General features: G+C 62.9%; 28 protein-coding genes and 1 tRNA gene. 7 read left to right on the top strand and 22 right to left on the bottom strand.

The window, feature by feature from the left end; all coding sequences use genetic code 11:
• Nucleotides 1-78: 78 nt before the first annotated feature.
• The 5 genes from ftsK to cysG all read left to right on the top strand — a co-directional run bounded on the left by ftsK (nt 79) and on the right by cysG (nt 7,302).
• Complete coding sequence (gene ftsK, locus AC4OR5_RS20070) at nt 79-2,514, top strand: DNA translocase FtsK (RefSeq protein ID WP_003131123.1); 2,436 nt, start codon at nt 79-81, stop codon at nt 2,512-2,514.
• 25 nt (nt 2,515-2,539) lie between these two features.
• Nucleotides 2,540-3,166: an outer membrane lipoprotein periplasmic chaperone LolA gene (gene lolA, locus AC4OR5_RS20065; RefSeq protein WP_003090414.1), complete on the top strand. Its 627-nt coding sequence runs from the start codon at nt 2,540-2,542 to the stop codon at nt 3,164-3,166.
• A gap of 9 nt (nt 3,167-3,175) precedes the next feature.
• The gene (locus tag AC4OR5_RS20060; protein WP_003138947.1) at nt 3,176-4,501 is read left to right on the top strand and encodes a replication-associated recombination protein A; all 1,326 of its coding nucleotides are present in this window, start codon (nt 3,176-3,178) and stop codon (nt 4,499-4,501) included.
• 121 nt (nt 4,502-4,622) lie between these two features.
• Complete coding sequence (gene serS / locus AC4OR5_RS20055; RefSeq protein WP_003097631.1) at nt 4,623-5,903, top strand: serine--tRNA ligase; 1,281 nt, start codon at nt 4,623-4,625, stop codon at nt 5,901-5,903.
• A 1-nt stretch (nt 5,904) separates the two neighbouring features.
• A complete protein-coding gene (gene cysG / locus AC4OR5_RS20050) occupies nt 5,905-7,302 on the top strand; it encodes a siroheme synthase CysG (protein ID WP_003108773.1) in 1,398 nt (465 codons plus the stop codon).
• Nucleotides 7,303-7,306: 4 nt separating this feature from the next.
• On the opposite strand, the gene AC4OR5_RS20045 is transcribed toward cysG, so the two are convergent.
• The 7 genes from AC4OR5_RS20045 to AC4OR5_RS20015 form a co-directional block, all read right to left on the bottom strand.
• Entirely contained in the window at nt 7,307-8,281 is a 975-nt protein-coding gene (locus tag AC4OR5_RS20045; protein ID WP_003108775.1) for a glutathione S-transferase family protein, read from the bottom strand.
• 87 nt (nt 8,282-8,368) lie between these two features.
• The gene (locus tag AC4OR5_RS20040) at nt 8,369-9,352 is read right to left on the bottom strand and encodes a glycosyl transferase family protein (RefSeq protein ID WP_003108776.1); all 984 of its coding nucleotides are present in this window, start codon (nt 9,350-9,352) and stop codon (nt 8,369-8,371) included.
• Entirely contained in the window at nt 9,349-9,684 is a 336-nt protein-coding gene (locus tag AC4OR5_RS20035; RefSeq protein ID WP_021264897.1) for a TusE/DsrC/DsvC family sulfur relay protein, read from the bottom strand. The genes AC4OR5_RS20040 and AC4OR5_RS20035 overlap by 4 nt, the downstream gene beginning before the upstream one ends.
• Entirely contained in the window at nt 9,681-9,986 is a 306-nt protein-coding gene (gene tusB, locus AC4OR5_RS20030) for a sulfurtransferase complex subunit TusB (protein WP_003090391.1), read from the bottom strand. The genes AC4OR5_RS20035 and tusB overlap by 4 nt, the downstream gene beginning before the upstream one ends.
• A complete protein-coding gene (gene tusC, locus AC4OR5_RS20025) occupies nt 9,986-10,345 on the bottom strand; it encodes a sulfurtransferase complex subunit TusC (RefSeq protein WP_003090389.1) in 360 nt (119 codons plus the stop codon). The genes tusB and tusC overlap by 1 nt, the downstream gene beginning before the upstream one ends.
• A complete protein-coding gene (tusD, locus tag AC4OR5_RS20020; RefSeq protein ID WP_003090387.1) occupies nt 10,342-10,737 on the bottom strand; it encodes a sulfurtransferase complex subunit TusD in 396 nt (131 codons plus the stop codon). Before tusD ends, tusC begins: the two co-directional genes overlap by 4 nt.
• Nucleotides 10,738-10,847: 110 nt before the next feature.
• Nucleotides 10,848-11,516 carry a Bax inhibitor-1/YccA family protein gene (locus tag AC4OR5_RS20015; RefSeq protein ID WP_003090386.1) on the bottom strand — a complete coding sequence of 223 codons (669 nt, stop codon included), beginning with the start codon at nt 11,514-11,516 and terminating at the stop codon, nt 10,848-10,850.
• Between the two features lie 129 nt (nt 11,517-11,645).
• Here AC4OR5_RS20015 and AC4OR5_RS20010 point away from each other — a divergent pair.
• Nucleotides 11,646-11,735, top strand: a tRNA-Ser gene (locus AC4OR5_RS20010).
• 116 nt (nt 11,736-11,851) lie between these two features.
• Here the strand turns inward: AC4OR5_RS20010 and AC4OR5_RS20005 are convergent.
• From AC4OR5_RS20005 to AC4OR5_RS19950, 12 genes are all read right to left on the bottom strand, one after another.
• Nucleotides 11,852-12,919 carry a tyrosine-type recombinase/integrase gene (locus AC4OR5_RS20005; RefSeq protein ID WP_016852955.1) on the bottom strand — a complete coding sequence of 356 codons (1,068 nt, stop codon included), beginning with the start codon at nt 12,917-12,919 and terminating at the stop codon, nt 11,852-11,854.
• Between the two features lies 1 nt (nt 12,920).
• Nucleotides 12,921-13,157, bottom strand: coding sequence for a DUF4224 domain-containing protein (locus tag AC4OR5_RS20000; protein ID WP_003116724.1), 237 nt, complete (start codon nt 13,155-13,157; stop codon nt 12,921-12,923).
• A gap of 78 nt (nt 13,158-13,235) precedes the next feature.
• On the bottom strand, nt 13,236-14,756 hold the full coding sequence (locus tag AC4OR5_RS19995; protein ID WP_116271284.1) for a hypothetical protein: 1,521 nt from the start codon (nt 14,754-14,756) through the stop codon (nt 13,236-13,238).
• Nucleotides 14,753-14,959, bottom strand: coding sequence for a hypothetical protein (locus tag AC4OR5_RS19990; protein ID WP_031299590.1), 207 nt, complete (start codon nt 14,957-14,959; stop codon nt 14,753-14,755). The genes AC4OR5_RS19995 and AC4OR5_RS19990 overlap by 4 nt, the downstream gene beginning before the upstream one ends.
• Before the next feature lie 210 nt (nt 14,960-15,169).
• Nucleotides 15,170-15,532, bottom strand: a complete 363-nt coding sequence (locus AC4OR5_RS19985; RefSeq protein ID WP_023085146.1) for a hypothetical protein — start codon at nt 15,530-15,532, stop codon at nt 15,170-15,172.
• The gene (locus tag AC4OR5_RS19980) at nt 15,529-16,173 is read right to left on the bottom strand and encodes a lambda exonuclease family protein (protein ID WP_023085147.1); all 645 of its coding nucleotides are present in this window, start codon (nt 16,171-16,173) and stop codon (nt 15,529-15,531) included. Before AC4OR5_RS19980 ends, AC4OR5_RS19985 begins: the two co-directional genes overlap by 4 nt.
• Entirely contained in the window at nt 16,170-16,928 is a 759-nt protein-coding gene (locus tag AC4OR5_RS19975) for an ERF family protein (RefSeq protein ID WP_116271285.1), read from the bottom strand. The genes AC4OR5_RS19980 and AC4OR5_RS19975 overlap by 4 nt, the downstream gene beginning before the upstream one ends.
• A gap of 10 nt (nt 16,929-16,938) precedes the next feature.
• Entirely contained in the window at nt 16,939-17,553 is a 615-nt protein-coding gene (locus AC4OR5_RS19970) for an AP2 domain-containing protein (protein ID WP_023081937.1), read from the bottom strand.
• 8 nt (nt 17,554-17,561) lie between these two features.
• Nucleotides 17,562-18,629, bottom strand: coding sequence for a hypothetical protein (locus AC4OR5_RS19965; RefSeq protein ID WP_033942971.1), 1,068 nt, complete (start codon nt 18,627-18,629; stop codon nt 17,562-17,564).
• 172 nt (nt 18,630-18,801) lie between these two features.
• Nucleotides 18,802-18,939: a hypothetical protein gene (locus AC4OR5_RS19960; protein WP_162838918.1), complete on the bottom strand. Its 138-nt coding sequence runs from the start codon at nt 18,937-18,939 to the stop codon at nt 18,802-18,804.
• Nucleotides 18,940-19,045: 106 nt separating this feature from the next.
• On the bottom strand, nt 19,046-19,378 hold the full coding sequence (locus tag AC4OR5_RS19955) for a hypothetical protein (RefSeq protein WP_199266414.1): 333 nt from the start codon (nt 19,376-19,378) through the stop codon (nt 19,046-19,048).
• The gene (locus tag AC4OR5_RS19950) at nt 19,375-19,905 is read right to left on the bottom strand and encodes a hypothetical protein (RefSeq protein WP_116271286.1); all 531 of its coding nucleotides are present in this window, start codon (nt 19,903-19,905) and stop codon (nt 19,375-19,377) included. Before AC4OR5_RS19950 ends, AC4OR5_RS19955 begins: the two co-directional genes overlap by 4 nt.
• Before the next feature lie 130 nt (nt 19,906-20,035).
• On the opposite strand from AC4OR5_RS19950, the gene AC4OR5_RS19945 reads away from it, so the two are divergent.
• On the top strand, nt 20,036-21,181 hold the full coding sequence (locus AC4OR5_RS19945; RefSeq protein WP_023106484.1) for an RNA-guided endonuclease InsQ/TnpB family protein: 1,146 nt from the start codon (nt 20,036-20,038) through the stop codon (nt 21,179-21,181).
• Between the two features lie 34 nt (nt 21,182-21,215).
• Here the strand turns inward: AC4OR5_RS19945 and AC4OR5_RS19940 are convergent, their stop codons facing one another.
• The 3 genes from AC4OR5_RS19940 to AC4OR5_RS19930 are packed head-to-tail and all read right to left on the bottom strand — an operon-like array spanning nt 21,216 to nt 22,154.
• Nucleotides 21,216-21,581 carry a hypothetical protein gene (locus AC4OR5_RS19940; RefSeq protein WP_023106485.1) on the bottom strand — a complete coding sequence of 122 codons (366 nt, stop codon included), beginning with the start codon at nt 21,579-21,581 and terminating at the stop codon, nt 21,216-21,218.
• Nucleotides 21,578-21,871, bottom strand: coding sequence for a hypothetical protein (locus AC4OR5_RS19935; RefSeq protein WP_023106486.1), 294 nt, complete (start codon nt 21,869-21,871; stop codon nt 21,578-21,580). The genes AC4OR5_RS19940 and AC4OR5_RS19935 overlap by 4 nt, the downstream gene beginning before the upstream one ends.
• A 40-nt stretch (nt 21,872-21,911) precedes the next feature.
• Nucleotides 21,912-22,154 (bottom strand): hypothetical protein, encoded by a 243-nt coding sequence (locus AC4OR5_RS19930; RefSeq protein ID WP_003140716.1) that lies wholly within the window; start codon nt 22,152-22,154, stop codon nt 21,912-21,914.
• Nucleotides 22,155-22,306 lie beyond the last annotated feature (152 nt).

Genomic DNA, 22,306 nt, shown 5'->3' with positions numbered 1-22,306 from the left:
CGGGTGTGATTTTTCAGAGTTTCCCTAAAGCCGTACAATAGGCGCGTTTTGACCAAGACAGCTTCTAAAGCACCAGCCGTGCGCAGGAAAAATAGCGATTTGAAGGATTCGACCACCGCGAGCCATGCCGCCGCATGGCGTCAGCAACTGCATTCCCGCCTGAAGGAAGGGGTCCTGATCGCGCTGGGCGCGCTCTGCCTCTACTTGTGGATGGCTCTGCTCACCTATGACCCGGCCGATCCGAGCTGGAGTCACTCGAGCCAGGTTGACCAGGTGCAGAATGCCGCCGGTCGGCTCGGTGCGGTATCCGCCGATATCCTGTTCATGACGCTCGGCTACTTCGCCTACCTCTTTCCGCTGTTGCTGGGCATCAAGACCTGGCAGGTATTCCGCCGCCGCAACCTGCCGTGGGAATGGAACACCTGGCTGTTTTCCTGGCGCCTGGTCGGGCTGATCTTCCTGATCCTGGCCGGCTCGGCACTGGCCTACATCCATTTCCACGCCAGCGGCCACATGCCGGCCAGCGCCTCGGCCGGCGGCGCCATCGGCCAGAGCCTAGGGCGCGTCGCGGTGGATGCGCTGAACGTGCAGGGCAGCACGCTGGTGTTCTTCGCCCTGTTCCTCTTCGGCCTGACGGTGTTCGCCGACCTCTCCTGGTTCAAGGTGATGGATGTCACCGGCAAGATCACCCTGGACTTCTTCGAACTGATCCAGAACGCCTTCAATCGCTGGATGGGCGCGCGCGCCGAGCGCAAGCAACTGGTCGCGCAACTGCGCGAGGTCGACGAGCGTGTCGCCGAGGTGGTGGCGCCGAGCGTGCCGGACCGCCGCGAACAGTCCAAGGCCAAGGAGCGCCTGCTGGAACGCGAAGAGGCCCTGGCCAAGCACATGAGCGAGCGGGAGAAGCGCCCGCCGCCGAAGATCGATCCGCCACCGCCGCCGAAGGCCCCGGAGCCGAGCAAGCGCGTGCTGAAAGAGAAGCAGGCGCCGCTGTTCGTCGATACGGCGGTGGAGGGCACCCTGCCGCCGCTGTCGCTGCTCGACCCGGCGGAAGTGAAGCAGAAGAGCTACTCGCCCGAGTCGCTGGAGGCGATGTCGCGCCTGCTGGAGATCAAGCTGAAGGAGTTCGGCGTCGAGGTCAGCGTGGATTCGGTGCATCCGGGCCCCGTGATCACCCGTTTCGAGATCCAGCCTGCGGCGGGGGTCAAGGTCAGCCGCATTTCCAACCTGGCCAAGGACCTGGCGCGCTCGCTGGCGGTGATCAGCGTGCGGGTGGTGGAAGTGATTCCCGGCAAGACCACCGTCGGCATCGAGATTCCCAACGAAGACCGGCAGATGGTGCGCTTCTCCGAAGTGCTGTCGTCGCCGGAGTACGACGAGCACAAGTCCACCGTGCCGCTGGCCCTGGGCCACGACATCGGCGGTCGGCCGATCATCACCGACCTGGCGAAGATGCCGCACCTGCTGGTGGCCGGTACCACCGGCTCCGGTAAGTCGGTGGGGGTCAACGCCATGCTCCTGTCGATCCTGTTCAAGTCCACGCCGAGCGAGGCGCGACTGATCATGATCGACCCGAAGATGCTCGAACTGTCGATCTACGAAGGGATCCCGCACCTGCTCTGTCCGGTGGTCACCGACATGAAGGAAGCCGCCAACGCCCTGCGCTGGAGCGTGGCGGAGATGGAGCGGCGCTACCGCCTGATGGCGGCCATGGGCGTGCGCAACCTGGCTGGCTTCAACCGCAAGGTGAAGGACGCCGAGGAGGCCGGCACGCCGCTGACCGACCCGCTGTTCCGTCGCGAAAGCCCGGACGACGAGCCGCCGCAACTGAGCACCCTGCCGACCATCGTGGTGGTGGTCGACGAATTCGCCGACATGATGATGATCGTCGGCAAGAAGGTCGAGGAGCTTATCGCCCGTATCGCGCAGAAGGCGCGGGCGGCCGGTATCCACCTGATCCTGGCGACCCAGCGGCCGTCGGTGGACGTGATCACCGGCCTGATCAAGGCCAACATTCCGACCCGGATCGCCTTCCAGGTCTCCAGCAAGATCGACTCGCGCACCATCCTCGACCAGGGGGGCGCCGAACAACTGCTCGGCCACGGCGACATGCTCTACCTGCCGCCGGGCACAGGCCTGCCGATTCGCGTACACGGCGCCTTCGTTTCCGACGACGAGGTGCACCGGGTGGTCGAGGCCTGGAAGCTGCGCGGCGCGCCCGACTACATCGAGGACATCCTCGCTGGCGTCGACGAAGGCGGCGGCGGTGGCGGTTCCTTCGATGGCGGCGACGGCTCCGGCGAAGGCAGCGAGGACGACCCGCTCTACGACGAGGCGGTACGTTTCGTCACCGAGAGTCGCCGGGCATCGATCTCCGCCGTGCAACGCAAGCTGAAGATCGGCTACAACCGCGCCGCGCGGATGATCGAGGCGATGGAGATGGCCGGCGTGGTCACCCCGATGAATACCAACGGCTCCCGCGAAGTCATCGCGCCGGCGCCGGTTCGTGATTGAACCCGACAGGTTTTAGAGGATTCCGATGCGACTGATCCGCACGTTGTTCGTTGCCGCCCTGGCCATGGGCGCTTCGCTGGCCCATGCCGACGACAGCGCCGCCGTCCAGCGCCTGACCGGCCTGCTGAACAAGGCCCAGACCCTGACCGCGCGTTTTTCCCAGCTGACCCTGGACGGTAGCGGCACGCGCCTGCAGGAAACCGCCGGCCAACTGAGCCTGAAGCGGCCGGGACTGTTCCGCTGGCATACCGATGCGCCGAACGAGCAATTGCTCATTTCCAACGGCGAGAAGGTCTGGCTGTACGACCCGGACCTGGAGCAGGTGACCATCCAGAAGCTCGATCAGCGCCTGACCCAGACGCCGGCGCTGCTGCTCTCCGGCGACATCTCGAAGATCAGCGAAAGCTTCGCCATCACCTACAAGGAAGGCGGCAACGTAGTCGATTTCGTGCTCAAGCCGAAGACCAAGGACACCCTCTTCGACACCTTGCGCCTGTCGTTCCGCAGCGGCAAGGTGAACGACATGCAGATGATCGATGGCGTCGGCCAGCGCACCAACATCCTGTTCTTCGACGTGAAGATGAACGAGGCGCTGGATGCCAAGCAATTCACCTTCGACGTTCCGCCGGGCGTCGACGTGATCCAGGAGTAAGCGCAAGCCGTGGATCTGTTCCGCAGCGAGCCCGTCGCGCAGCCCCTGGCGGCACGGCTGAGGCCCGCAAACCTGGACGAGTACGTGGGGCAGGAACACCTGCTGGCCCGCGGCAAGCCCTTGCGCGAGGCGCTGGAGCAGGGCGCGCTGCACTCGATGATCTTCTGGGGCCCGCCGGGAGTCGGCAAGACCACCCTGGCGCGGCTGCTGGCGCAGGTGTCGGACGCTCATTTCGAGACCATTTCCGCGGTGCTGTCCGGGGTCAAGGAGATCCGCCAGGCGGTCGAGGTGGCCAAGCAGCACGCCGCGCAATACGGGCGCCGGACCATCCTGTTCGTCGATGAGGTGCACCGCTTCAACAAGAGCCAGCAGGATGCCTTCCTGCCCTATGTGGAAGACGGCACGCTGATCTTCATTGGCGCGACCACCGAGAACCCGTCCTTCGAGTTGAACAACGCGCTGCTCTCGCGGGCTCGCGTGTATGTCCTCAAGAGCCTCGACGAAGCCGCCCTGCGCAAGCTGGTGGGCCGCGCGCTGAACGAGGACAAGGGCCTCGGCAAGCGCAAGCTGAGCCTGCCGGAGGAGAGCTTCCAGGTTCTCCTGGCCGCCGCCGACGGCGATGGGCGGCGCCTGCTGAACCTGCTGGAGAACGCTGCCGACCTCGCCGAGGACGGCAGCGAGATCAGTCCCGAACTGCTGCAGAATCTGCTCGGCGACACCCGCCGGCGTTTCGACAAGGGCGGCGAGGCGTTCTACGACCAGATCAGCGCGCTGCACAAGTCGGTGCGCGGCTCCAATCCCGACGCGGCACTCTATTGGTTCGCGCGCATGCTCGACGGCGGCTGCGATCCCCTGTACATCGCCCGGCGGGTGGTACGCATGGCCAGCGAGGAGGTTGGCAACGCCGATCCTCGCGCCCTCGGCCTGTGCCTGTCGGCCTGGGACGTGCAGGAGCGCCTGGGCAGCCCCGAAGGCGAGCTGGCGGTGGCCCAGGCCATCGTCTACCTGGCCTGTGCGCCGAAGAGCAATGCGGTGTACAGCGCGTTCAACGCGGCGATGCGCGACGTCGCCGAAAGCGGCTCGCGGGAAGTGCCATTGCACTTGCGCAACGCGCCGACCAAATTGATGAAGAGCCTCGGCTATGGCGAGGAATACCGCTACGCCCACGACGAGCCGGATGCCTATGCCGCCGGAGAGGATTATTTCCCCGAGGATCTGGAGCCGCGGCGTTACTATCAACCGGTGCCGAGGGGCCTGGAACTGAAGATCCGCGACAAGCTGGAACACCTGGCCGAGCTGGATCGCACCAGCCCCCGCCAACGCAGAAAATCCTGAGCGGTATGGGCTCGGCGGAGCTAGCCAGGCTTCCGTGACGGCGTCGATGACGTCGCCGGGGCCGGCGAAGCGCCAACCGGGCCACGAACCGCCGATAACCGACACGAGACGAGAAAAGAGCATGCTCGATCCCAAACTGGTACGCACCCAGCCGCAAGAAGTGGCTGCCCGCCTGGCCACCCGTGGCTTCCAATTGGATGTCGCGCGCATCGAAGCGCTGGAAGAGCAGCGCAAGTCGGTACAGACCCGTACCGAGCAACTGCAGGCCGAGCGCAACGCGCGCTCCAAGGCGATCGGCCAGGCCAAGCAGCGTGGCGAGGACATCGCGCCGCTGCTGGCCGATGTCGACCGCATGGGCTCCGAACTGGAGGAAGGCAAGCGCCAGTTGGACGCCATCCAGGGCGAACTGGATGCCATGCTGCTGGGCATTCCCAACCTGCCGCACGAGTCGGTGCCGGTCGGTGCCGACGAGGACGCCAACGTCGAAGTGCGTCGCTGGGGCACGCCGAAGACCTTCGATTTCGAGGTCAAGGACCATGTCGCCCTCGGTGAACGGCACGGCTGGCTGGATTTCGAGACCGCCGCCAAGCTTTCCGGCGCGCGCTTCGCCCTCATGCGCGGCCCGATCGCCCGCCTGCATCGCGCCCTGGCGCAGTTCATGATCAACCTGCATACCGCCGAGCATGGCTACGAGGAGGCCTACACCCCCTATCTCGTCCAGGCTCCGGCGCTGCAAGGCACCGGCCAGTTGCCGAAGTTCGAGGAGGATCTGTTCAAGATCGGCCGCGACGGCGAAGCTGACCTCTACCTGATCCCGACCGCCGAGGTTTCGCTGACCAACATCGTCTCCGGGCAGATCCTCGACGCCAAGCAATTGCCGCTGAAGTTCGTCGCCCATACCCCGTGCTTCCGCAGCGAGGCCGGTGCCTCCGGGCGCGATACCCGCGGCATGATCCGTCAGCATCAGTTCGACAAGGTGGAGATGGTGCAGATCGTCGATCCGGCCACTTCCTACGAGGCGCTGGAAGGCCTGACCGCCAACGCCGAGCGCGTCCTGCAACTGCTCGAGTTGCCGTATCGGGTGCTGGCGCTGTGCACCGGCGACATGGGCTTCGGTGCGACCAAGACCTACGACCTGGAAGTCTGGGTTCCCAGCCAGGACAAGTACCGCGAGATTTCCTCCTGCTCCAACTGCGGCGACTTCCAGGCCCGGCGCATGCAGGCCCGCTACCGCAATCCGGAAACCGGCAAGCCCGAGCTGGTGCACACCCTCAACGGCTCCGGCCTGGCCGTCGGTCGCACCCTGGTGGCGGTACTGGAGAACTACCAGCAGGCGGACGGCTCGATCCGTGTGCCGGAAGTCCTCAAGCCCTACATGGCTGGCATCGAGGTGATCGGCTGACATGGATTTCCTGCCGCTGTTCCACTCCTTGCAAGGGCGCCTCGCGCTGGTGGTCGGCGGCGGCGAAGTCGCCCTGCGCAAGGCGCGCCTGCTGGCCGACGCCGGCGCGCGCCTGCGCGTGGTCGCGCCGCAGATCCACATCGAACTGCGGCATCTGGTGGAGCAGGGCGGCGGCGAGCTGCTCGAACGCGACTACCAGGACGGCGACCAGCCCGGCTGCGCCCTGATCATCGCCGCCACCGACGACGAACCGCTGAACGCCGAGGTGTCGCGAGCGGCCAATGCGCGCGGGATACCGGTCAACGTGGTGGACGCGCCGGCCCTGTGCAGCGTGATCTTCCCGGCTATCGTCGACCGTTCGCCGCTGGTGGTGGCGGTCTCCAGCGGCGGCGACGCACCCGTGCTGGCGCGGCTGATCCGGGCCAAGCTGGAAACCTGGATTCCCTCGACCTACGGGCAACTGGCCGGACTCGCCAGCCGCTTCCGCCACCGGGTCAAGGAATTGCTACCCGACCTGCAGCAGCGCCGGGTGTTCTGGGAAAACCTGTTCCAGGGCGAGATCGCCGAACGTGTCCTGGCCGGCCGCCCGGCGGAAGCCGAGCGTCTCCTGGAAGAGCGCCTGGCCGGTGGCCTCGCGCACATAGCCACGGGCGAGGTATATCTGGTCGGGGCCGGGCCGGGGGATCCGGACCTGCTGACGTTCCGTGCCCTGCGCCTGATGCAGCAGGCCGACGTGGTGCTCTACGATCGCCTGGTGGCGCCTTCGATCCTCGAATTATGCCGCCGCGATGCCGAACGTCTGTACGTCGGCAAGCGCCGCGCCGAACATGCGGTGCCGCAGGATCGGATCAACCGCCTGCTGGTGGAGCTGGCCAGCCAGGGCAAACGCGTGTTGCGCCTGAAGGGCGGCGACCCATTCATCTTCGGCCGCGGCGGTGAGGAAATCGACGAACTGGCTGCCCACGGCATACCTTTCCAGGTCGTGCCGGGAATCACCGCGGCCAGCGGCTGCGCGGCCTACGCCGGGATTCCACTGACTCATCGCGATCATGCGCAATCGGTTCGTTTCGTCACCGGTCATCTGAAGGACGGCACCACCGACCTGCCGTGGCAGGACCTGGTAGCGCCTGGCCAGACCCTGGTGTTCTACATGGGCCTGGTGGGATTGCCGGTGATCTGCGAGCAACTGGTTGCCCACGGTCGCTCCGCACAGACCCCGGCGGCGCTGATCCAGCAGGGGACCACCGCCCAGCAGCGGGTATTCACCGGAACCCTGGAAAACCTGCCGCAACTGGTGGCCGAGCACGAAGTGCATGCGCCGACCCTGGTGATCGTCGGCGAAGTCGTGCAACTGCGCGACAAGCTGGCCTGGTTCGAAGGCGCCCGCGAGGACGCCTGAGCCTTCAGCCTTCTCCCCAGATGCCCTTGCCGGGAAGTCGTTCCCGGCCTGGCGCGCGCGCCAGGTCGAGACGCGGGCCCAGCGGTACTATCCCGGTCGGGTTGATGGTGCGGTGGCTGGCGTAGTAGTGCCCCTTGATATGTTCGAAGTCCACTGTCTCGCCGATGCCCGGGCGTTGGTACAGCTCGCGCAACCAGCCGGAGAGATTCGGGTAGTCTTCGATGCGCCGCAGGTTGCACTTGAAGTGTCCGTGGTACACCGCATCGAAGCGCACCAGGGTGGTGAACAGGCGGATATCGGCCTCGGTCAGGTATTCGCCGGCCAGGTAGCGGCGTTCGCCGAGCAAGCCTTCCAGGTAGTCCAGCTCCTCGAACAACTGGACGAAGGCCTCCTCGTAGGCGTCCTGGCGAGTGGCGAAGCCGGCACGGTACACGCCGTTGTTGACCGCAGGATAGATGCGTCCGTTGAGGCGTTCGATCTCCTCGCGCAGCGGCTCCGGGTAGAAGTCCAGCGCGTTGGCGCCGATGGCGTCGAAGGCGCTGTTGAAGATGCGGACGATATCGGCTGATTCGTTGTTGACGATCTTCTGCGCCCGCTTGTCCCACAGCAGCGGCACCGTGACCCGGCCGCTGTAGTGCGGGTCGTCGCGGGTGTAGCGCTGGTGCAGAAAGGCCAGGCCGTCGAGGCGATCGCCGGTGGAGCCGTGGGCGGGGTCGAAGGTCCAGCCGTTCTCGCGCATCAGCCAACTGACCACCGAAACATCCACCAGCGACTCCAGCCCCTTCAGCTTGCGCACGATCAGGGTCCGATGGGCCCAGGGGCAGGCCAGCGAGACATAGAGATGGTAGCGCCCGCCCTCGGCGGGGAACGCCGGCTCGCCCAGCCAATGGCGGCGCTGGGCGTTTTCGCGCTGGAAGCGGCCGTCTTTCTGTGTGTCATACCACTGGTCGTGCCAGCGGCCATCGATCAACTGTCCCATGAGCGGGTTCCTCCATACGTCGTTGGAGGAACAGTCTAGTGTCGGTCGATCGATAAATTTATATAAATAAAGGGCTATTCGTATCGATCAGATCGATTCGTTTCGGGTCGCCCAGTAGTGTGCGGCTTCCTTGAAGGCTTCTTCGCGATTCTTGCCAAGGGCCCGTAGCGCCAGGGCCATGCTGGAGAGCACCGCCAGGTGGCCATAGGCGTCGCCTTCGCGGCCGTCCCAGACGGCCCGAAGGAAACCCGGGTCGAGCTGTTCCGGCTTCATGTGCCGGTGCGTCGACAATGCCGGCCATTCCTCGTCCCAGGCTTCGCCCTGGTCGCAACCATACAGGTGGGCGACGACGTCCGGGTTGACTTCGATCTCGCCGCCTTCGCCCTTGATGACGATGGCCCGGTCGCCGAGCAGGCGGCTGGCCTCGCGGTGGGTTTCCTGGTAACCGGGGTGGAAGATGCTCTGCAGGATGCAATCCGCATTCAGGGGGTTGAGCAGGCGAACCAGCGAATGGATCGGCGAGCGCAGACCGAGGGTATTGCGCAGATCGATCATACGTTGCAGCACCGGCATCCAGGCGCCGAGCGGAATGAACGCCAGGTGGCCGCGCTCCAGGGCCTGTTCTACCTGCAGCCAGTCGTGGCAGAGCGGGATCTCCAGCGCCGCCAGCAACTGTTCGCTGTACAGGCGTCCGGCGGTATGCGCGCCGCCGCCGTGCATGAGGATGCGCACGCCATGGCCGGCCAGGCACTTGGCGGCCAGCAGGTACCAGGGCAGGTGGCGCTTCTTGCCGGCGTAACTGGGCCAGTCGAGGTCGACGCGCAAGGACGGGACTTGCAGGCGCTCGCGCACCGCCTCGGTGAAACCGGCCAGTTCCTCGCTGCTTTCCTCCTTGTGCCGCAGGAGCATGAGGAAGGCGCCCAGCTGGGTGTCCTCGACCCTGCCGTCGAGGATCATGCCGAGGGCCTCGCGGGCTTCCTCCCGGGTCAGGCTGCGCGCTCCGCGCTTGCCTTTGCCGAGGATGCGGACGAACTGGGCGAACGGATGTTCGGCGGGAGTCGAGAGAGTCATAGACAGTTGCTCGGTTTCGGCAGGCCGGCCAGCTTCGCGCCAAGCTTGGCCGGGGCGCCCTTGAACAGGTGGTTGAGGTGCAGGCTGTTGCCCTTGTCCGGACCCAGTCGCTGGGCGACGTACTTGATCAGCGGGCGGTTGGCCGGAGACAGCTGGAACTTCGCATAGAACTCGCGGAGCAGTTGGAGAATCTCCCAGTGCTCGGCGGTCAGGGCCAGCTCCTCGCGGGCGGCCAGGGCTTCCGCCACCGGCTCCGACCAATCGTCGAGAGCGGCGAGGTAGCCGTCCTTGTCCAGCCGGATTTCCCGGCCTTCCAGCGTAAGGAGCGTCATAGCCAACTGTTGACCTTGTCGAAGCGGGTGGCGAGTTCGACGAAGCCGGGGTAGTCCACCGCCACCAGGCGAGCGGGGACGTCCTCGATACCGCGCGCCTGGAGGTCTTCCAGCAGGGCGAACAGTTCGATTTCCGCCGGCATCAGTTCCAGAGCCTGGCAGGCGTGGCTGCCGGCCAGCAGGGCGTGCACGGCGTCGCCGCAGAGCAGCAGGCCGTCGCCGGGGTTGAGCAGGTACAGGCAACTGCCCAGGCGGCCGTCATTGAACGGCGAGCGGGACAGTACGTGGAGGGTCGTGGCCATCAGAGGGTAATCACCTGGTCGTAGCGTTGCAGCAGGTCGCGCAGGGCCTGGTCGTCGAGCACCTCGACCGCGAGGGCCAGGCGCTCTTCAGCCAGGCCACGCTCGCGCAGGCTGCGGGCCGAGACGTAGAGGTCGTCCACGCCGAACATCGGCAGGGCCTGCAGGTTGGCCTGCAGGTCCTTCTGCTGCAGGTGCGCAGGATGCTGGCCGGGAGCCAGCTGGAACGCGCCGTCGTCGAGGAACAGCATGCCGACCGGTAGATCGAAGGCGCCGCCGGCCAGGGCTATGTCCAGCGCCTCGCGGGCGCTCGGGCCGGACCAGGGCGACTGGCGGCTGATGATCAGCAGCGACTGGCTCATCGGTCGCCTCCGAAGCAGACCAGGCGGTCCGCGCTTTGCGCCGCCTCGTGCAACTGGCCGAGTCCGGACAGTTCCCATGGCGCGCCGAGGTTGGCGCCGGGACGGCCGTAGCGTTCGGCTTCCTCGGCGTTCAGCACGCCGCGGCGCAGGGCGGCGGCGATGCAGACCACGGCGTCCAGGCCGTTGCGCTCGACCAACTCGCGCCAGGCGGCGGGCAGGTCGAACTCGTCCTGGCCGCTCACGACGTTGGCCGAGGCGCTGTGCACGCCGTCCTGGTAGAAGAACAGGCGGACGATTTCGTGCCCGCCGGCCAGCGCGGCTTCGCTGAAGCGCAGCGCGCGGCGGGCGGCGGGGGAGTGGGGAGGGTCGAATAGGGCGATGGCGAATTTCATGCTGCGATACGCGAAGGATTTCTTCGAATGATAAACCAATGCCTGTGTTTTGCCGGTCCGCAAATGAAAAAGCCCGTCGCGGGGACGGGCTTTTTCGGAGGCGCTTTCTATCAGTCGTCGCCGCCGGCGATGCCGAAGATCTGCAGCAGGCTGATGAACAGGTTGTAGATCGACACGTACAGGCTGATGGTGGCCATGATGTAGTTGCGTTCGCCGCCGTGGATGATCGCGCTGGTCTGGTAGAGGATCATCGCCGAGGAGAACAGGACGAAGCCGGCGCTGATCGCCAGTTGCAGGCCGCTGATCTGGAAGAACAGCGATACCAGCACGGCGCCCAGCAGGACGAAGAAGCCGGCGGTGATGAAGCCGGACAGGAAGCTCATGTCCTTGCGGGTGGTCAGCACATAGGCGGACAGGCCGAAGAACACCAGGGCGGTCATGGCGAACGCCGAAGTGATGACGCTGCCGCCGTTGGGCAGGCCGAGGTACATGTTGAGGATCGGGCCGAGCGTGTAGCCCATGAAGCCGGTCAGGGCGAAAGTGCTGACCAGGCCCCAGGCGCTGTTGCGCAGCTTCACGGTGAGGAAGAACAGGCCGTAGAAGCCGATCAGCACCACGAACACGTTCGGATAGGGCAGGCGCATCTGCTGCGAAACGTAGGCCACCAGGCCGCTGAAGGCCAGGGTGAGTGCCAGCAGGCCGTAGGTATTGCGCAGAACGCCGCTGACTTCACGCTGTTCCGCGACGGCGGAGTTCAGCTGATATTGCTGTTCTTGCATGGTGTGGGTACTCCTTAACGGGAACGGGTCCATGACGTACTGATGGGCATGATAGCAAAGCCTCTGCCAGGGCCAATCGATAGAGTTTGACAGTGTGTTGCTATCCGGTACTATGGCGCCCCGCGATGCGGAGGTGTGGCCGAGTGGTTTAAGGCAACGGTCTTGAAAACCGTCGATGGGGAGACCTATCCTAGAGTTCGAATCTCTACACCTCCGCCATTTCATCGCTAAAAGCCCCGTGAGCCGGGGCTTTTGCATTTCTGGATCGTCTCCCTACCGCTGCGCGGAGACGTTGACCATTTCCGCAACATATCTGTCATTTCCGCAACTCTTCCTTACTTCGTTGGCTCCACGATCTCGCCGACGCGACGATAGACGGTCTCGGTGATGCGCTTGTCGGTGTGTCCAAGCAGCCTGGATGCCCGGCCCAAGTCAGCAATTTCTGAGGCTGCTTTCGGGCGGATGTCCCGGAACTGGAACTGACGGATTGCGGTGGCCAGCGTCTCGTCGAGGTCCTCAAGCGCCGCGCCGGCGGCGGCCGACCGTGCCTCGTCAAAGCGAATGCGCAGCATGGAGGATGTCATCCGGCGCCCATCGGGCGTAGTGATCAGGTACGGGCCGGCTACGCCGCGCTGGCGCCGCTGCTCGCACAGCCGCGCAACGAGTTCTCCAAGCGCCGTCGGGCTGCCGTCGACATCGAGCATGATGCGCAACTTCTTCGACGTCTTGCCCTGGGCGATCTGCAGGTGCCCATCCTGAATGTCCGCCTCCCGAATGATCAGTACGTCGCTCGGCCGCTGGGCGGTGAGATAGGCGAGGTCCATTGCGTCGCGGAGTTCCGGTGGAGCCGCGCCGTATACCGCGTTCCAGACCTCGGCCCTGGCGTAGAAGTCGCGCGGCGTCTCGCGGTTCTTGCGAACCCCCTTCACCGGGTTTTCAGTCGTGACGATCCCCCACTCCCTGGCGATGTTGAAAATGTGGGAGAAGAGGGAGAGCTCCCTGTTCGCCCGAACCTTCGCGGACCGCTTGTCCCGGTACTGTGCCAGCACTTGGGGGGTGAGCGCCTCGACCGGCGCTTCTGAAAACGCCTTTCGCAGTTGCGTCAGCGAGAGGAGGTTGTCTTTCTGGGTGCGTGGCGCTTTCCCGGGGATGATCTCTTTTTCGTACCGGTCGAACACGTCACCCCATTTGCGCAGGGTCTTCGGAGCCGGACTGGCATCCAGCCGCGCCCACTCCAGCTTTGCCAGGTCCAGGTCGGTGCCGAGCGGGATTTCCTTCCTCTTTCCATCCTCGCCGCGGCCGTCGTAGTAGTATCCAACCCACAATTTCCCTCCTTTCAGCTTCCTGGTCCGGCGAATCATCCGGGGTGGGAGATCCCTGTTCTTCGGCTGCTTCGGCCGCATTTCAACTCACCTTCGACAGATCCAGCGTCCACGGTTCCTGTACAGCGACCGTTCCGTTCGGTTTCACTCCGGCCAGCCGCAGGCGGGCATAGATCCGCCCGACGACGGGTCGCTGCGCAGCATTCAATTCGTACTTCCAGCCATGAGATGCCAGCCACTCGACCTGTTTTTTCGATGACTTGGCGCCGATCATGGCCTCCAACTCCTCCTTCGAGAGGAACTCAGATGGGGTTTCCATGGGCAATGCCTCTCCGCCCAGGCGATCGCCCGGGACCGAAATTGAGTGTTAGGATTCTCGCCCCAGCCGGGACTGGCCTCAGGAAGAGGCCGTGGTGGCTCCCGGCTGGGGACTTTGCGATATGCATGCCCGGTCGAGACGTTCGATCTCGGCCAGCGCCAGGGCGCAGGCCTTTACCAGGTCGCGTCGTGCGGTACTCGGCTTCCACCACTGTTCATCCCAGGGCCATGCCAGCGACACCAGCAGGGCGGCGGTTCCATCGTTCGGAGCGCTGGAGCCGGCCAGGGCGTAGCAGGCGGCGGCGCGGGCCATCTGTCCATCGGCGTGCTCGTCGTCGTGCTCCGGCGTCCAGCCCTCGGCCTCCACTTGCCGGCGGCGCTCTGCCTGCACGTCGAGCCAGGCCTGCGGCACTTCTTTGCCGGGCGCGGCGGCGAGCAGAGCCATTAGTGCTTCAGCATCTTTTGCGTAGTTGTGGGCGTCGAGAATTCGAACCAGCCGCTCCAACTGCTCTCGCGCTACCGGCACGCTGTGCTGAGCCTGGGCGGGCGGCTTCCGGTACAGCTCGACCACGCTCCCGCCGTGGTCGGCGACCTGTGTCAGGGCATCGCCCAGCGTGTTGTGAAGGCCCGAGTGGTCGGTATCGTCGCAGTCGGCGAAGTAGTAGAACGGCTCCTGCTTCTCCAGATCGGCCAGCTTCGCCTCCACCTCCGCGACCCTGGCCAGGGCGGCGTCGCGCTCTGCCATGCGGCCCGAAACCAGACCATCAAGACGAGCAATTTCCGCTTCCCGTTCCCGGATTTCGTTCTGCAAGGCTCGGTAGGTTTCCTGGCCGGAATCCATGTAATCGTTCTTGTGCTGGCGGAGCTGGGCTATCACCGCCCGCAGTTCCCCGACGATGCACTCATGCTGGGCGATGGTCATAAGCGGCCGGCGTTCGACGGTGTAGGAGCGTTCGAACTCCTCGCCTTTTCCTGGGTGCCAGAGACTCCAGCCAGTTTGCGGTCCTGCGGTGACGCGGTATTGCCACGCCACAACCTCCGGCCGCTCCGCCTCTGCCTGCTCAGGCCTGAGAGCTTCATCGGGAGCTTCGTTGAACGCTTCCGCATGCGGGGCTAGGTTGAGCGGGTCGAGGTCCGACGCCGGGGAGGGTTGCGCCAGGGCGGCGTGATCAGGTGCAATTCGAGCGTGCGTGACCATCCAATCAAACACGTCCTTCATGTCATTCAGCGATACGCCAATGAACTTGCCGTCCTTCGTGCACAGGTCAAGCAGCCTCTCGCCACCCTTCATGAGCATCAGGAAATTTGGATTGAGTATGTTGGGTAGAACGGTGTTGTTCAGGTGATCATTCCAATCGCGCAGGCGCTCGATCTCGTCAGCGGCCTCCTCCTGGTGGCCAGGAAGTGCCTCACCTTTACGCAAAAGACCGATCAAATGTCGGTCATACTCTTTTGAGACTGGCGATGGAACCTCCTGTGCGCCCTTTGCCTGGAAGTCGCGCTCATCCCCGCCTGCCTGCTCTACCGCAGGATGTGCCGGGCAGGGATGGCGGAGGGAGCCATCGCCGGAAGGGCAGGTGCAAATCTTTGATTCGGTCATGGGAGCTTTCTCCAGGTCTCGCTATCGAGGTCAGAAACGGTTATCAGTCGGCGCCGGCGCTCGATGTTTTCGAGTTGCAGGACATTGCCCAGGCTGTCGATGACGACCCAGTGAATGCCGGTGGGAATGTGCAGGTAGCGTGCTGGCGCGGGGGAGCAGAGGGCGTTTATGCGGCGGACTGCGGGGCTTTCGTCGAATGGCATGGCTCATCCTCCGGGTAGACCCGAACGCCATCGGCGCCCTGGGACTGGTTGATCGCCATCTGCTTAACCGCTCTCGCGATGCGCAGAATGTCGTCCGATGTCATAAGCTGGCTTTCTTCAGGCCAGCCGGTGACCGTCACACCGCAAGGGCGGTGATTCGCTGTTAGCTGGTGCATGGGGTTATTCCTGTTCGGAGAGAGAGTCGCGGCGCTAACGATGCCCGAACCTGATGCCGTGCTCGGCGGCGATCTTGCGGACAGTAGCGCGGTCGAGGTCCATTGCGTCTGCGGTGGCGGAGATAGTCATCCCCTTGTCTGCGCAGTAACGGACTGTTTGCGATAGCAGCCTGCGATTCTCTCGGCGGTTGCGTTCGAATGCGGAGTGTGCGGCGTCGGTCTGACCCGGCTTAGCTTTTCGTGCCGGTCTGCTGTTCGGCTTGGCGTCCCTGTCTCCCGACATGCCGATTGGGATGGATGCGATCTTTCCGCCGCCCGCCAGGAACGCATCTACCTGGCTGGCTATTTCGTCTCGATGCACATCTACAGGATGACGGCTGAAGTCGATCTGGCTCATGCCGCCTTCTCCCGAAGCTTTGCCTCGTACTCGTCGACCAGCAGCTTGAACTGCCACAGGTCTTCCTCCAGAGCTTCGATGTAGTCGTCGTCGCGCTTGAACTCTCGCCACCAGAGTTGACGGCCTACAGGCTCTAGAGCAGGACAGTACATGCCGACGTGCCAGAACTTGCGCCCCGTTATCCACATGCATCCTTGAACCTGATCCATGATCCCGCTGGCGTCGTTGTCGATGTGGAAGGCACGAAGCTTCTCCGGGGCGAGGAAGCACTTGTACTCGCTACCACCGTCCTCACCAATCAGTCCATCAGCGCTGGCACCGAAACAGCCATCGTCGGTAGTCACAAAGCCGGCGCGCTGGATCATCAGGGCGGTCTGGATTTCGTGCTCCATCCTGGCCATGGGTTCCAATTCGTGGCCGCGCTTCATCTGCCAGGTTTCAAAGCCGCCATCCAAGGGCTCGCCGCTAATGCGCTCGACGGCGAGCTTGAAGGCATAGTCCAAGGCCGCCGATGTGGGCTGGCCCTTATTCGGTCCGGATTTCAGCTTTGCCCGGGCATCGCCGAACATGCTGGCGGTTATGACCCCGGCCCTCGCTGCATGCCAGCGCTCTGAGCCCTGATCACATTCGATGAGGATCATTTCGTGTCCTCCAACTCTGCTTTGCGGGCAGTGACTGCGGCGCGGAGTTCATCGGCGCCGGCCACATCCTTCGCTGCCTGCAGGGTCTTGAGGCCCGATTGCCATACGGCTTGGAGTTCGGCGCTGCTCGGTGCGGCCTTTGCCTTCGCAATCAGGTCGTCCAGCACCGCGTTGCGGAAGCTGTCGTCGCCAGCAGCATTGCCGTCGTCGTCTTCCTCGCCGATGGCGACGTTGAAGATCATCTTCAGCAGGTAGCGCATGCCGTAGGAGGTGCCGGAGCCGAAGGCGTGCGTCTTGGTCATCACGTCGCCGCCCTTTGCACCTTTGCCGTCAGAAGGGACGTGCGCACGGTACTGGCGGGTATGGCCTGCCCGGTGGCTCACGAAGCAGATCATGCCGACCATGCCTTCAGGAGCATCCTCGGTGCCGAAGGAAAGTGAGAAGCCTTCGGCGGTGTAGATGGGTCGCAGTACCTTATCCAGCTTGCCGTAGGTGGCGTAGGAGCTGCGCGTCTGGTTGTTCGTTGCGTCGGCAGCTACGCGCCCCATGTTTGCCTGTACGCGGGACAGTGCGTCATTGAACTCGATCTCTGCGGCCTTGGCGTCCATCCGCTCCTTCATGGCCAGCAGGCGTTCCATCTTCTCGATGTCGCACGCAGGGTCAGCAGCGGCACGCTGGATAACCTGCAAGATGGTGGCAGACTCTCCTGCCTGAACGATTGGCGCCGACTCTTGGCGTTTGGCGATCTGGTTCATGTCGACCTCATTAGGAAGTTAAATATGAATTTGCGTATCTAGTCCGCAGTGCACGAGCTACGATGGGGTTTTTCTCAATCGAGGCGTACTCGCATGCCAGCTCATTCTTTCTAGCCTTCCATGCTGAGTGAGCTTCGTGTTCACTGTCGAAGTAACCGAGATTTTCAGTCTTCCCGCTGAATGGGTTTTTGCAGCGCGCATGGAATTTTTTTCGCCACTTATTCCAGCAAACACCTACCGCCCAGGGTCCTCGGCTTGATTTGTTTTCGGTCAGAAATGAGTTGACTTCGGAAGGCAGAAACACACATGTGTCTGGCCCATATATCTTGTTTCCAGGGACAAGAAGATCTTTATCTAGCTGCTTCCCTGCGTAGTCCTGCGTCATCATCCATGACCGGAACCCTGAGAAAACTTTCCATTCGGGAACAACCTCACAGCCCGCGTATGTCGGACATCTCTTCTGGAACTCCCTGCTGTAGCAGCGCTCGATAACATGCTTCCATGTCGAATAAATCGGGCAAACCCACACCTGTTTTTTTCGACCAGAGACCGTTTCATTTATCGTTACTGTGTAATCGGCGTCGTTTATTCCTACTCCGCTAACCAGAACAGATCTGTTGTTCATTCGCGACCTCAATAATAAATGTGGACGCCAGGAATTTTCCGTTGGGCTATCAATGTGACCGCCCGTCTCGCGGATGACTCATCCATGCCACCAGCGACGAACGCCGCCAGCGCCTCGTTGTTGATAGCTTTTTTGTGCGCCTTGTCGGCTTCGCGTGCAGCAGCCTCGCGTTCGATGCGGGCCCGCTCGTCGGCCTGGCGCTGACGCTCTTGCGCTGCGGCTTCTTCAGCACGTCGTTGCGCATCACGCTCTGCCTGTTCGGCGCGCTGTTGGGCTTCTAGCTTTTCGCGCTCCGCTTGCTGAGCTTGTAGCTTCAGCTCTAATTCGCGACGCTCGGCTGCTGCCTGTGCTTCGGCTTCACGGCGTACTGCGGCGTCGCGTTCTGCCTGGGCCTTGGCCTCTTCCTGACGCCGTGCCTGCTCTGCTGCTTGGCGGGCAATGCGCTCCTCGCGCTCTTTCTGCTCGCGTGCTGCTGCTTCGGCGCGCAGACGTGCGAGTTCGGCCTGCTCCGCTTCGTGCCTCTCGCGGGAGGCAAGGTGGCCCGACAAGGCTTCCAGCGCATTGGCTTTTGCCCGTAATGCTTCGGCCTCAAACTCCTGCCATGGATCCCCGATCTTGACGGCCTGTACTTCGGCGATTGCGGCACGGATTTGTGCGCTGTCTGAGTAACGATGCTCGTCAGGACGCGAGCGGAACCATTCGATTCCCGCCTTGTGCTTGGAAACCCGCGCTTCCTCAGCTTCTTCCCACTCCGTCAGCGGCTTTCGCACTTCGGCCTGCCAGGAATCCAACAGATCGCGCATCCGCTTACGCTCGGCATCGATCTTCTTCGGAACCTCCTTCAGCTCAGCGACCAATTCCTTGCCCACGTTGTCCAGCGCCGTCTTGGAGCGGGCTACCTTGTAGGCGATGGAAGCGATTGCCTCTCGGCCCTTGCGAGTGGTCACATCCGGCACGAAGCCGTCGATCTCTTCGCGAATCTTGGCCAGGAACGGGTCAAGGCCATTGGCGGCCGAGTAGACTTGGAGGGCGGTTTCTTTGGCCGGCACTTCGACCAGTTGGGTTTCTGCGGACATGATTTCTCCGATCCGCCCGAGGGCAGAGATTGAAAGGGAAGGGGAAAGGCGCTTACGGCGCCACTCGGCAGCGTCACCCCTGCGGGATGAATAGCATTGCGCTAGAAGCCGCTGCTGCGGGTGTTTTCTTCATGCCGCCCACCGCCCGCTGGGGAAGCCGCAGTTATCCGGATTACCGGCCTGCTGCGGACAGGTGCGTAGATTCTGCGGTGATGATCCCGCCCCAGATCGGGCCGGCTGCGAGAATGAACAGGTACAGCAGGCCGCCGAAGAGGCTGCCTAGCCAGATTGCTGTGCGTCTGGTGTTCATAGCCCTGCCACCTCAACAAACGCCACGGCGAACATGAACACGCTGCCCACAAAAAAGCCGCCGAAGATCAGGACTTGGGCGGCCTTGGTCAGGTCTATGGTGATGGTCATGGCGTGCGCTCCATGGCGGCGTCGATGTAGGGTCGCACGTCTCCTTGCGACGGATCTTCTTCCGCCCCCTTCTTTGAGAGCCAGTCAAGGCGCTTCGTATCAGCCTCAGCAGCGCGCAGGCGGGCGATCAGAGCCTCTACGTTAGAGGGGATTGCGTAGCTCTGAGGAAGAGGGAATTGGCAGCGATCATGGCGTGTTGCTTGGCACTTAGGACAGTCACCGCCGCGAAGCCATACACCGCCTTCGCACTGGCCGGACATGATTTGAGCTTGAGCCAAAATGTCGCGCTCGATCTCCGCCAACTGCTCATCACTGATAGGGGTTTTCATTTCCCTTCCTCCTGGCGTCGGTAGCCGGCGTCAAATAGCGCGTAAAGCGTAGGGTACTGATATGGAACTCCTTGAATTGACATAGCCATATCACCGACTGCCTTCTCCCGCTCCTCGGCGGCGATCTGCTCAGTGGTTCGGAGCGGGCGGAAAGCAGGAAGAGATCCGAATTTCAAAACGGCATATGACCCGTACTGCCCCTTTCTTTTGCCTTCGCACCAACGGAATACGACACGGCCCTCGTCGTGAGCGAGTATCTTGGCTCGAAAGTACGCAATATCGGCGCCGTCCCAGATGGCCTCGGCCTCAATGCCAATCGGAGGAAAGCCTTGGCCGTCCCATGAGGTAGGCACAAGCCGCGGAACGGAATCTTCAATGAGGGACTTGCCTTCTTCTGGGTTGCAATACCTCATCCAAAAGGGAGGGCAGAAGTACATCGGTATCTCGCCATCCTTCAGCCACGGGTAGGCGAGTTTTTGGTTGTAGTGCGTCGCACCCTCTGGTGCCTTGTTCCAGTCAATGCTCATCAGTTTTCGCGGGAAACCCCGTACTTCTAGTGCGGGGTAGGGATAGCACGGCGCTCGCAGAGCGCCCCTGTTCCCGCCTCCTCCGTTTCGTCGTGACTACCTTTACATTAACGATGGTAAAATGTGACGCATGGCTAACCGTGCGTACAAATACCGTTTCTATCCGACTTCTGAGCAGGCGCAATTGCTAGCTCAGACGTTCGGCTGTACGCGCTTCGTCTACAACTATGTCCTACGCTGGCGAACCGATGCGTTCTTCCAGCGGCAGGAGAAGGTCGGGTATCTGGAGGCCAACGCGGCACTCACCAGGCTCAAGCGCTCCGGCGAGTTTCCGTGGCTGAACGAGGTCTCCTGCGTCCCCTTGCAGCAGTGCCTTCGCCACCAGCAGTCCGCCTTCAAAAACTTCTTTGCAGGCCGCACGAAGTACCCTGCGTACAAAAGCAAGAAGCATCGGCAGTCCGCTGAGTTCACCCGGTCGGCGTTCAGCTACCGGGACGGCAAGCTGTACCTGGCCAAGTCCAGGACTCCTCTTGATATACGCTGGAGCAGACCGCTTCCGAGCGAGCCTTCCACCGTCACCGTTTCGAGGGACTCCGCAGGCCGCTACTATGTGTCTTGCCTCTGCGAGTTCGAGTTCGAGGCTCTGCCCGTCACGCCGAAGATGATCGGTATCGACCTGGGCCTGAAAGACCTGTTCGTCACCAGCGATGGCGAACGGATCGGCAATCCCCGCCATACCGCGAAATACGCAGCTCGCCTAGCTAAGGCGCAGCGTAGGCTTAGCAAGAAGAAGCTCGGCTCGAAGAACCGCTCCAAGGCCCGGCTGAAAGTGGCCCGTATTCACGCAAAAATCTCCGACTGCCGCATGGACCGCTTGCACAAGCTGTCCCGCAGACTGATTAACGAGAACCAAGTGGTCTGCGTCGAATCCCTAGCCGTAAAGAACATGATCCGCAATCCGAGACTGAGTAAATCCATTGCCGATGTCGGCTGGGGAGAGTTTGCGCGACAATTGGAGTACAAAGGTGAATGGGCTGGCCGACAGGTCGTCGCCATCGACCGCTGGTATCCCAGTTCGAAGCGCTGTTCCTGCTGCGGCCATACCCTTGTGCGCTTACCCTTGGATATCCGTAGCTGGACATGCCAGGAATGCGGCACCGAACATGACCGCGACGTGAACGCAGCGATCAACATTAGAGCCGCCGGGCTGGCGGTGTTAGCCCTTGGAGAGAATGTAAGCGGCATCGGTCAAGTACCGCTGTCCAGTTCTCTGTGAATTGGGAATCCCCTTCCTTCAGGGAGGGGAGCAGTCAAACTCGTCTCTCCCTAACCAGCTTCTCGGCGTTCTCGATCAGCGTTGCTTCGAATGCGCGGAACCAGATGCGTTGGGCCAGTTCCAGGTCGCCTCGGCGGACGGCTAGGAGTAGCTGAGTCATCGGGCACTCTTTGCTGTCGACTTCCGCTAGCCACTCCGGGACGAATCCGGCGAATCCGTAGACCGTAAACTCAGGGCCGATAAAGGGCCTTTCTTTCCGATCATGGAACGGCACGCAATCACCGTCCTCGCAGTTCAGAAGCTTGCCGACTTGCTCAGTGACATACTCGCGGTCGCCGTTATCGTCGGGCGGTAGCGCGTTGTCCCAGCGTTCCTGGGCGTATTTCAATGCGGTGTTCATGCGGCTACCCTCCTGTTTTCCTGCGGAATCCGGCAGGCTAGATCTAGGTCTTCGGCAGCTTGATAGAACTCATCGAATGCCAGACCATCCGGGTAGTCGTATGGGCCTGCCGTTTCCCATACCAGTTGTATGAGGCTGTCACAGGCCAAGCACGTCTTGGCGCTGTAGAAGTCACCTTCGTTCTGGCCGGCGACCTTCACGTATCGCTCACCTGCATTCACAATGCGGTAGCAGCATTCGCACAGGTGTCGGCGGCGAGCCTTGCGCGTTTCCTTTGTTTGGAATGACATGATGTTCACCTCGCGTTCGCGTGCATGCGGCGGATTGCGGTCATGGAATGGTCCTCTTGAGCGCTACGGTAAGCAGCCGGTAGTAGCGCGCGAAGCGCTCGGGGTTGGCCTCTTCAAGCCGCCAGCCAGGATCGCCGCAGCCGCAGGAGCAGCCGCGCTCAATAGGGAAGTGCTTATTGATGATCGCCCTGGCCTCGGCGTTGATAGCCGCGCGTTTCGTGATGAAACTTTTCCGAGCAGTAGGGGCGAAATAGATCGTCGCCGCTTTGGTTTGAATGCTCATCTCTCTGACCTCTTTGCCGCGCGTATGCGGCAGCGTTCCGAATCGCTCCCGTCATACAGGCGAAAAAATGCCCGGACTTGCCGGGCTAATGAGGGGTAGGGTGGGGATGGCCGGCGCTACCCGGCATCTGGCTTTACGGCATATTCGGCACG

The sequence above is a fragment of the Pseudomonas sp. YA1 genome (genome assembly GCF_058680555.1).
The sequence above is the reverse complement of the archived record's forward strand: the minus strand, read 5'-3'. Positions and strand labels throughout refer to the sequence as shown.

Coding starts and splice junctions, on each gene's coding strand:
- AC4OR5_RS19960 (WP_162838918.1), bottom strand. CDS start 18,939: ATGAACACCAGACGCACAGCAATCTGGCTAGGCAGCCTCTTCGGCGGC.
- AC4OR5_RS19930 (WP_003140716.1), bottom strand. CDS start 22,154: ATGAGCATTCAAACCAAAGCGGCGACGATCTATTTCGCCCCTACTGCT.
- lolA (WP_003090414.1), top strand. CDS start 2,540: ATGCGACTGATCCGCACGTTGTTCGTTGCCGCCCTGGCCATGGGCGCT.
- tusB (WP_003090391.1), bottom strand. CDS start 9,986: ATGGCCACGACCCTCCACGTACTGTCCCGCTCGCCGTTCAATGACGGC.
- AC4OR5_RS20045 (WP_003108775.1), bottom strand. CDS start 8,281: ATGGGACAGTTGATCGATGGCCGCTGGCACGACCAGTGGTATGACACA.
- AC4OR5_RS19955 (WP_199266414.1), bottom strand. CDS start 19,378: ATGAAAACCCCTATCAGTGATGAGCAGTTGGCGGAGATCGAGCGCGAC.
- AC4OR5_RS19940 (WP_023106485.1), bottom strand. CDS start 21,581: ATGAACACCGCATTGAAATACGCCCAGGAACGCTGGGACAACGCGCTA.
- AC4OR5_RS19970 (WP_023081937.1), bottom strand. CDS start 17,553: ATGAACAACAGATCTGTTCTGGTTAGCGGAGTAGGAATAAACGACGCC.
- cysG (WP_003108773.1), top strand. CDS start 5,905: ATGGATTTCCTGCCGCTGTTCCACTCCTTGCAAGGGCGCCTCGCGCTG.
- AC4OR5_RS19985 (WP_023085146.1), bottom strand. CDS start 15,532: ATGAGCCAGATCGACTTCAGCCGTCATCCTGTAGATGTGCATCGAGAC.
- AC4OR5_RS20035 (WP_021264897.1), bottom strand. CDS start 9,684: ATGACGCTCCTTACGCTGGAAGGCCGGGAAATCCGGCTGGACAAGGAC.
- AC4OR5_RS19950 (WP_116271286.1), bottom strand. CDS start 19,905: ATGAGCATTGACTGGAACAAGGCACCAGAGGGTGCGACGCACTACAAC.
- serS (WP_003097631.1), top strand. CDS start 4,623: ATGCTCGATCCCAAACTGGTACGCACCCAGCCGCAAGAAGTGGCTGCC.
- tusC (WP_003090389.1), bottom strand. CDS start 10,345: ATGAGCCAGTCGCTGCTGATCATCAGCCGCCAGTCGCCCTGGTCCGGC.
- AC4OR5_RS19945 (WP_023106484.1), top strand. CDS start 20,036: ATGGCTAACCGTGCGTACAAATACCGTTTCTATCCGACTTCTGAGCAG.
- tusD (WP_003090387.1), bottom strand. CDS start 10,737: ATGAAATTCGCCATCGCCCTATTCGACCCTCCCCACTCCCCCGCCGCC.
- AC4OR5_RS20000 (WP_003116724.1), bottom strand. CDS start 13,157: ATGGAAACCCCATCTGAGTTCCTCTCGAAGGAGGAGTTGGAGGCCATG.
- AC4OR5_RS20005 (WP_016852955.1), bottom strand. CDS start 12,919: ATGCGGCCGAAGCAGCCGAAGAACAGGGATCTCCCACCCCGGATGATT.
- AC4OR5_RS19975 (WP_116271285.1), bottom strand. CDS start 16,928: ATGAACCAGATCGCCAAACGCCAAGAGTCGGCGCCAATCGTTCAGGCA.
- AC4OR5_RS19995 (WP_116271284.1), bottom strand. CDS start 14,756: ATGACCGAATCAAAGATTTGCACCTGCCCTTCCGGCGATGGCTCCCTC.
- AC4OR5_RS20040 (WP_003108776.1), bottom strand. CDS start 9,352: ATGACTCTCTCGACTCCCGCCGAACATCCGTTCGCCCAGTTCGTCCGC.
- AC4OR5_RS19980 (WP_023085147.1), bottom strand. CDS start 16,173: ATGATCCTCATCGAATGTGATCAGGGCTCAGAGCGCTGGCATGCAGCG.
- AC4OR5_RS20015 (WP_003090386.1), bottom strand. CDS start 11,516: ATGCAAGAACAGCAATATCAGCTGAACTCCGCCGTCGCGGAACAGCGT.
- AC4OR5_RS19965 (WP_033942971.1), bottom strand. CDS start 18,629: ATGTCCGCAGAAACCCAACTGGTCGAAGTGCCGGCCAAAGAAACCGCC.
- AC4OR5_RS19935 (WP_023106486.1), bottom strand. CDS start 21,871: ATGTCATTCCAAACAAAGGAAACGCGCAAGGCTCGCCGCCGACACCTG.
- AC4OR5_RS19990 (WP_031299590.1), bottom strand. CDS start 14,959: ATGCCATTCGACGAAAGCCCCGCAGTCCGCCGCATAAACGCCCTCTGC.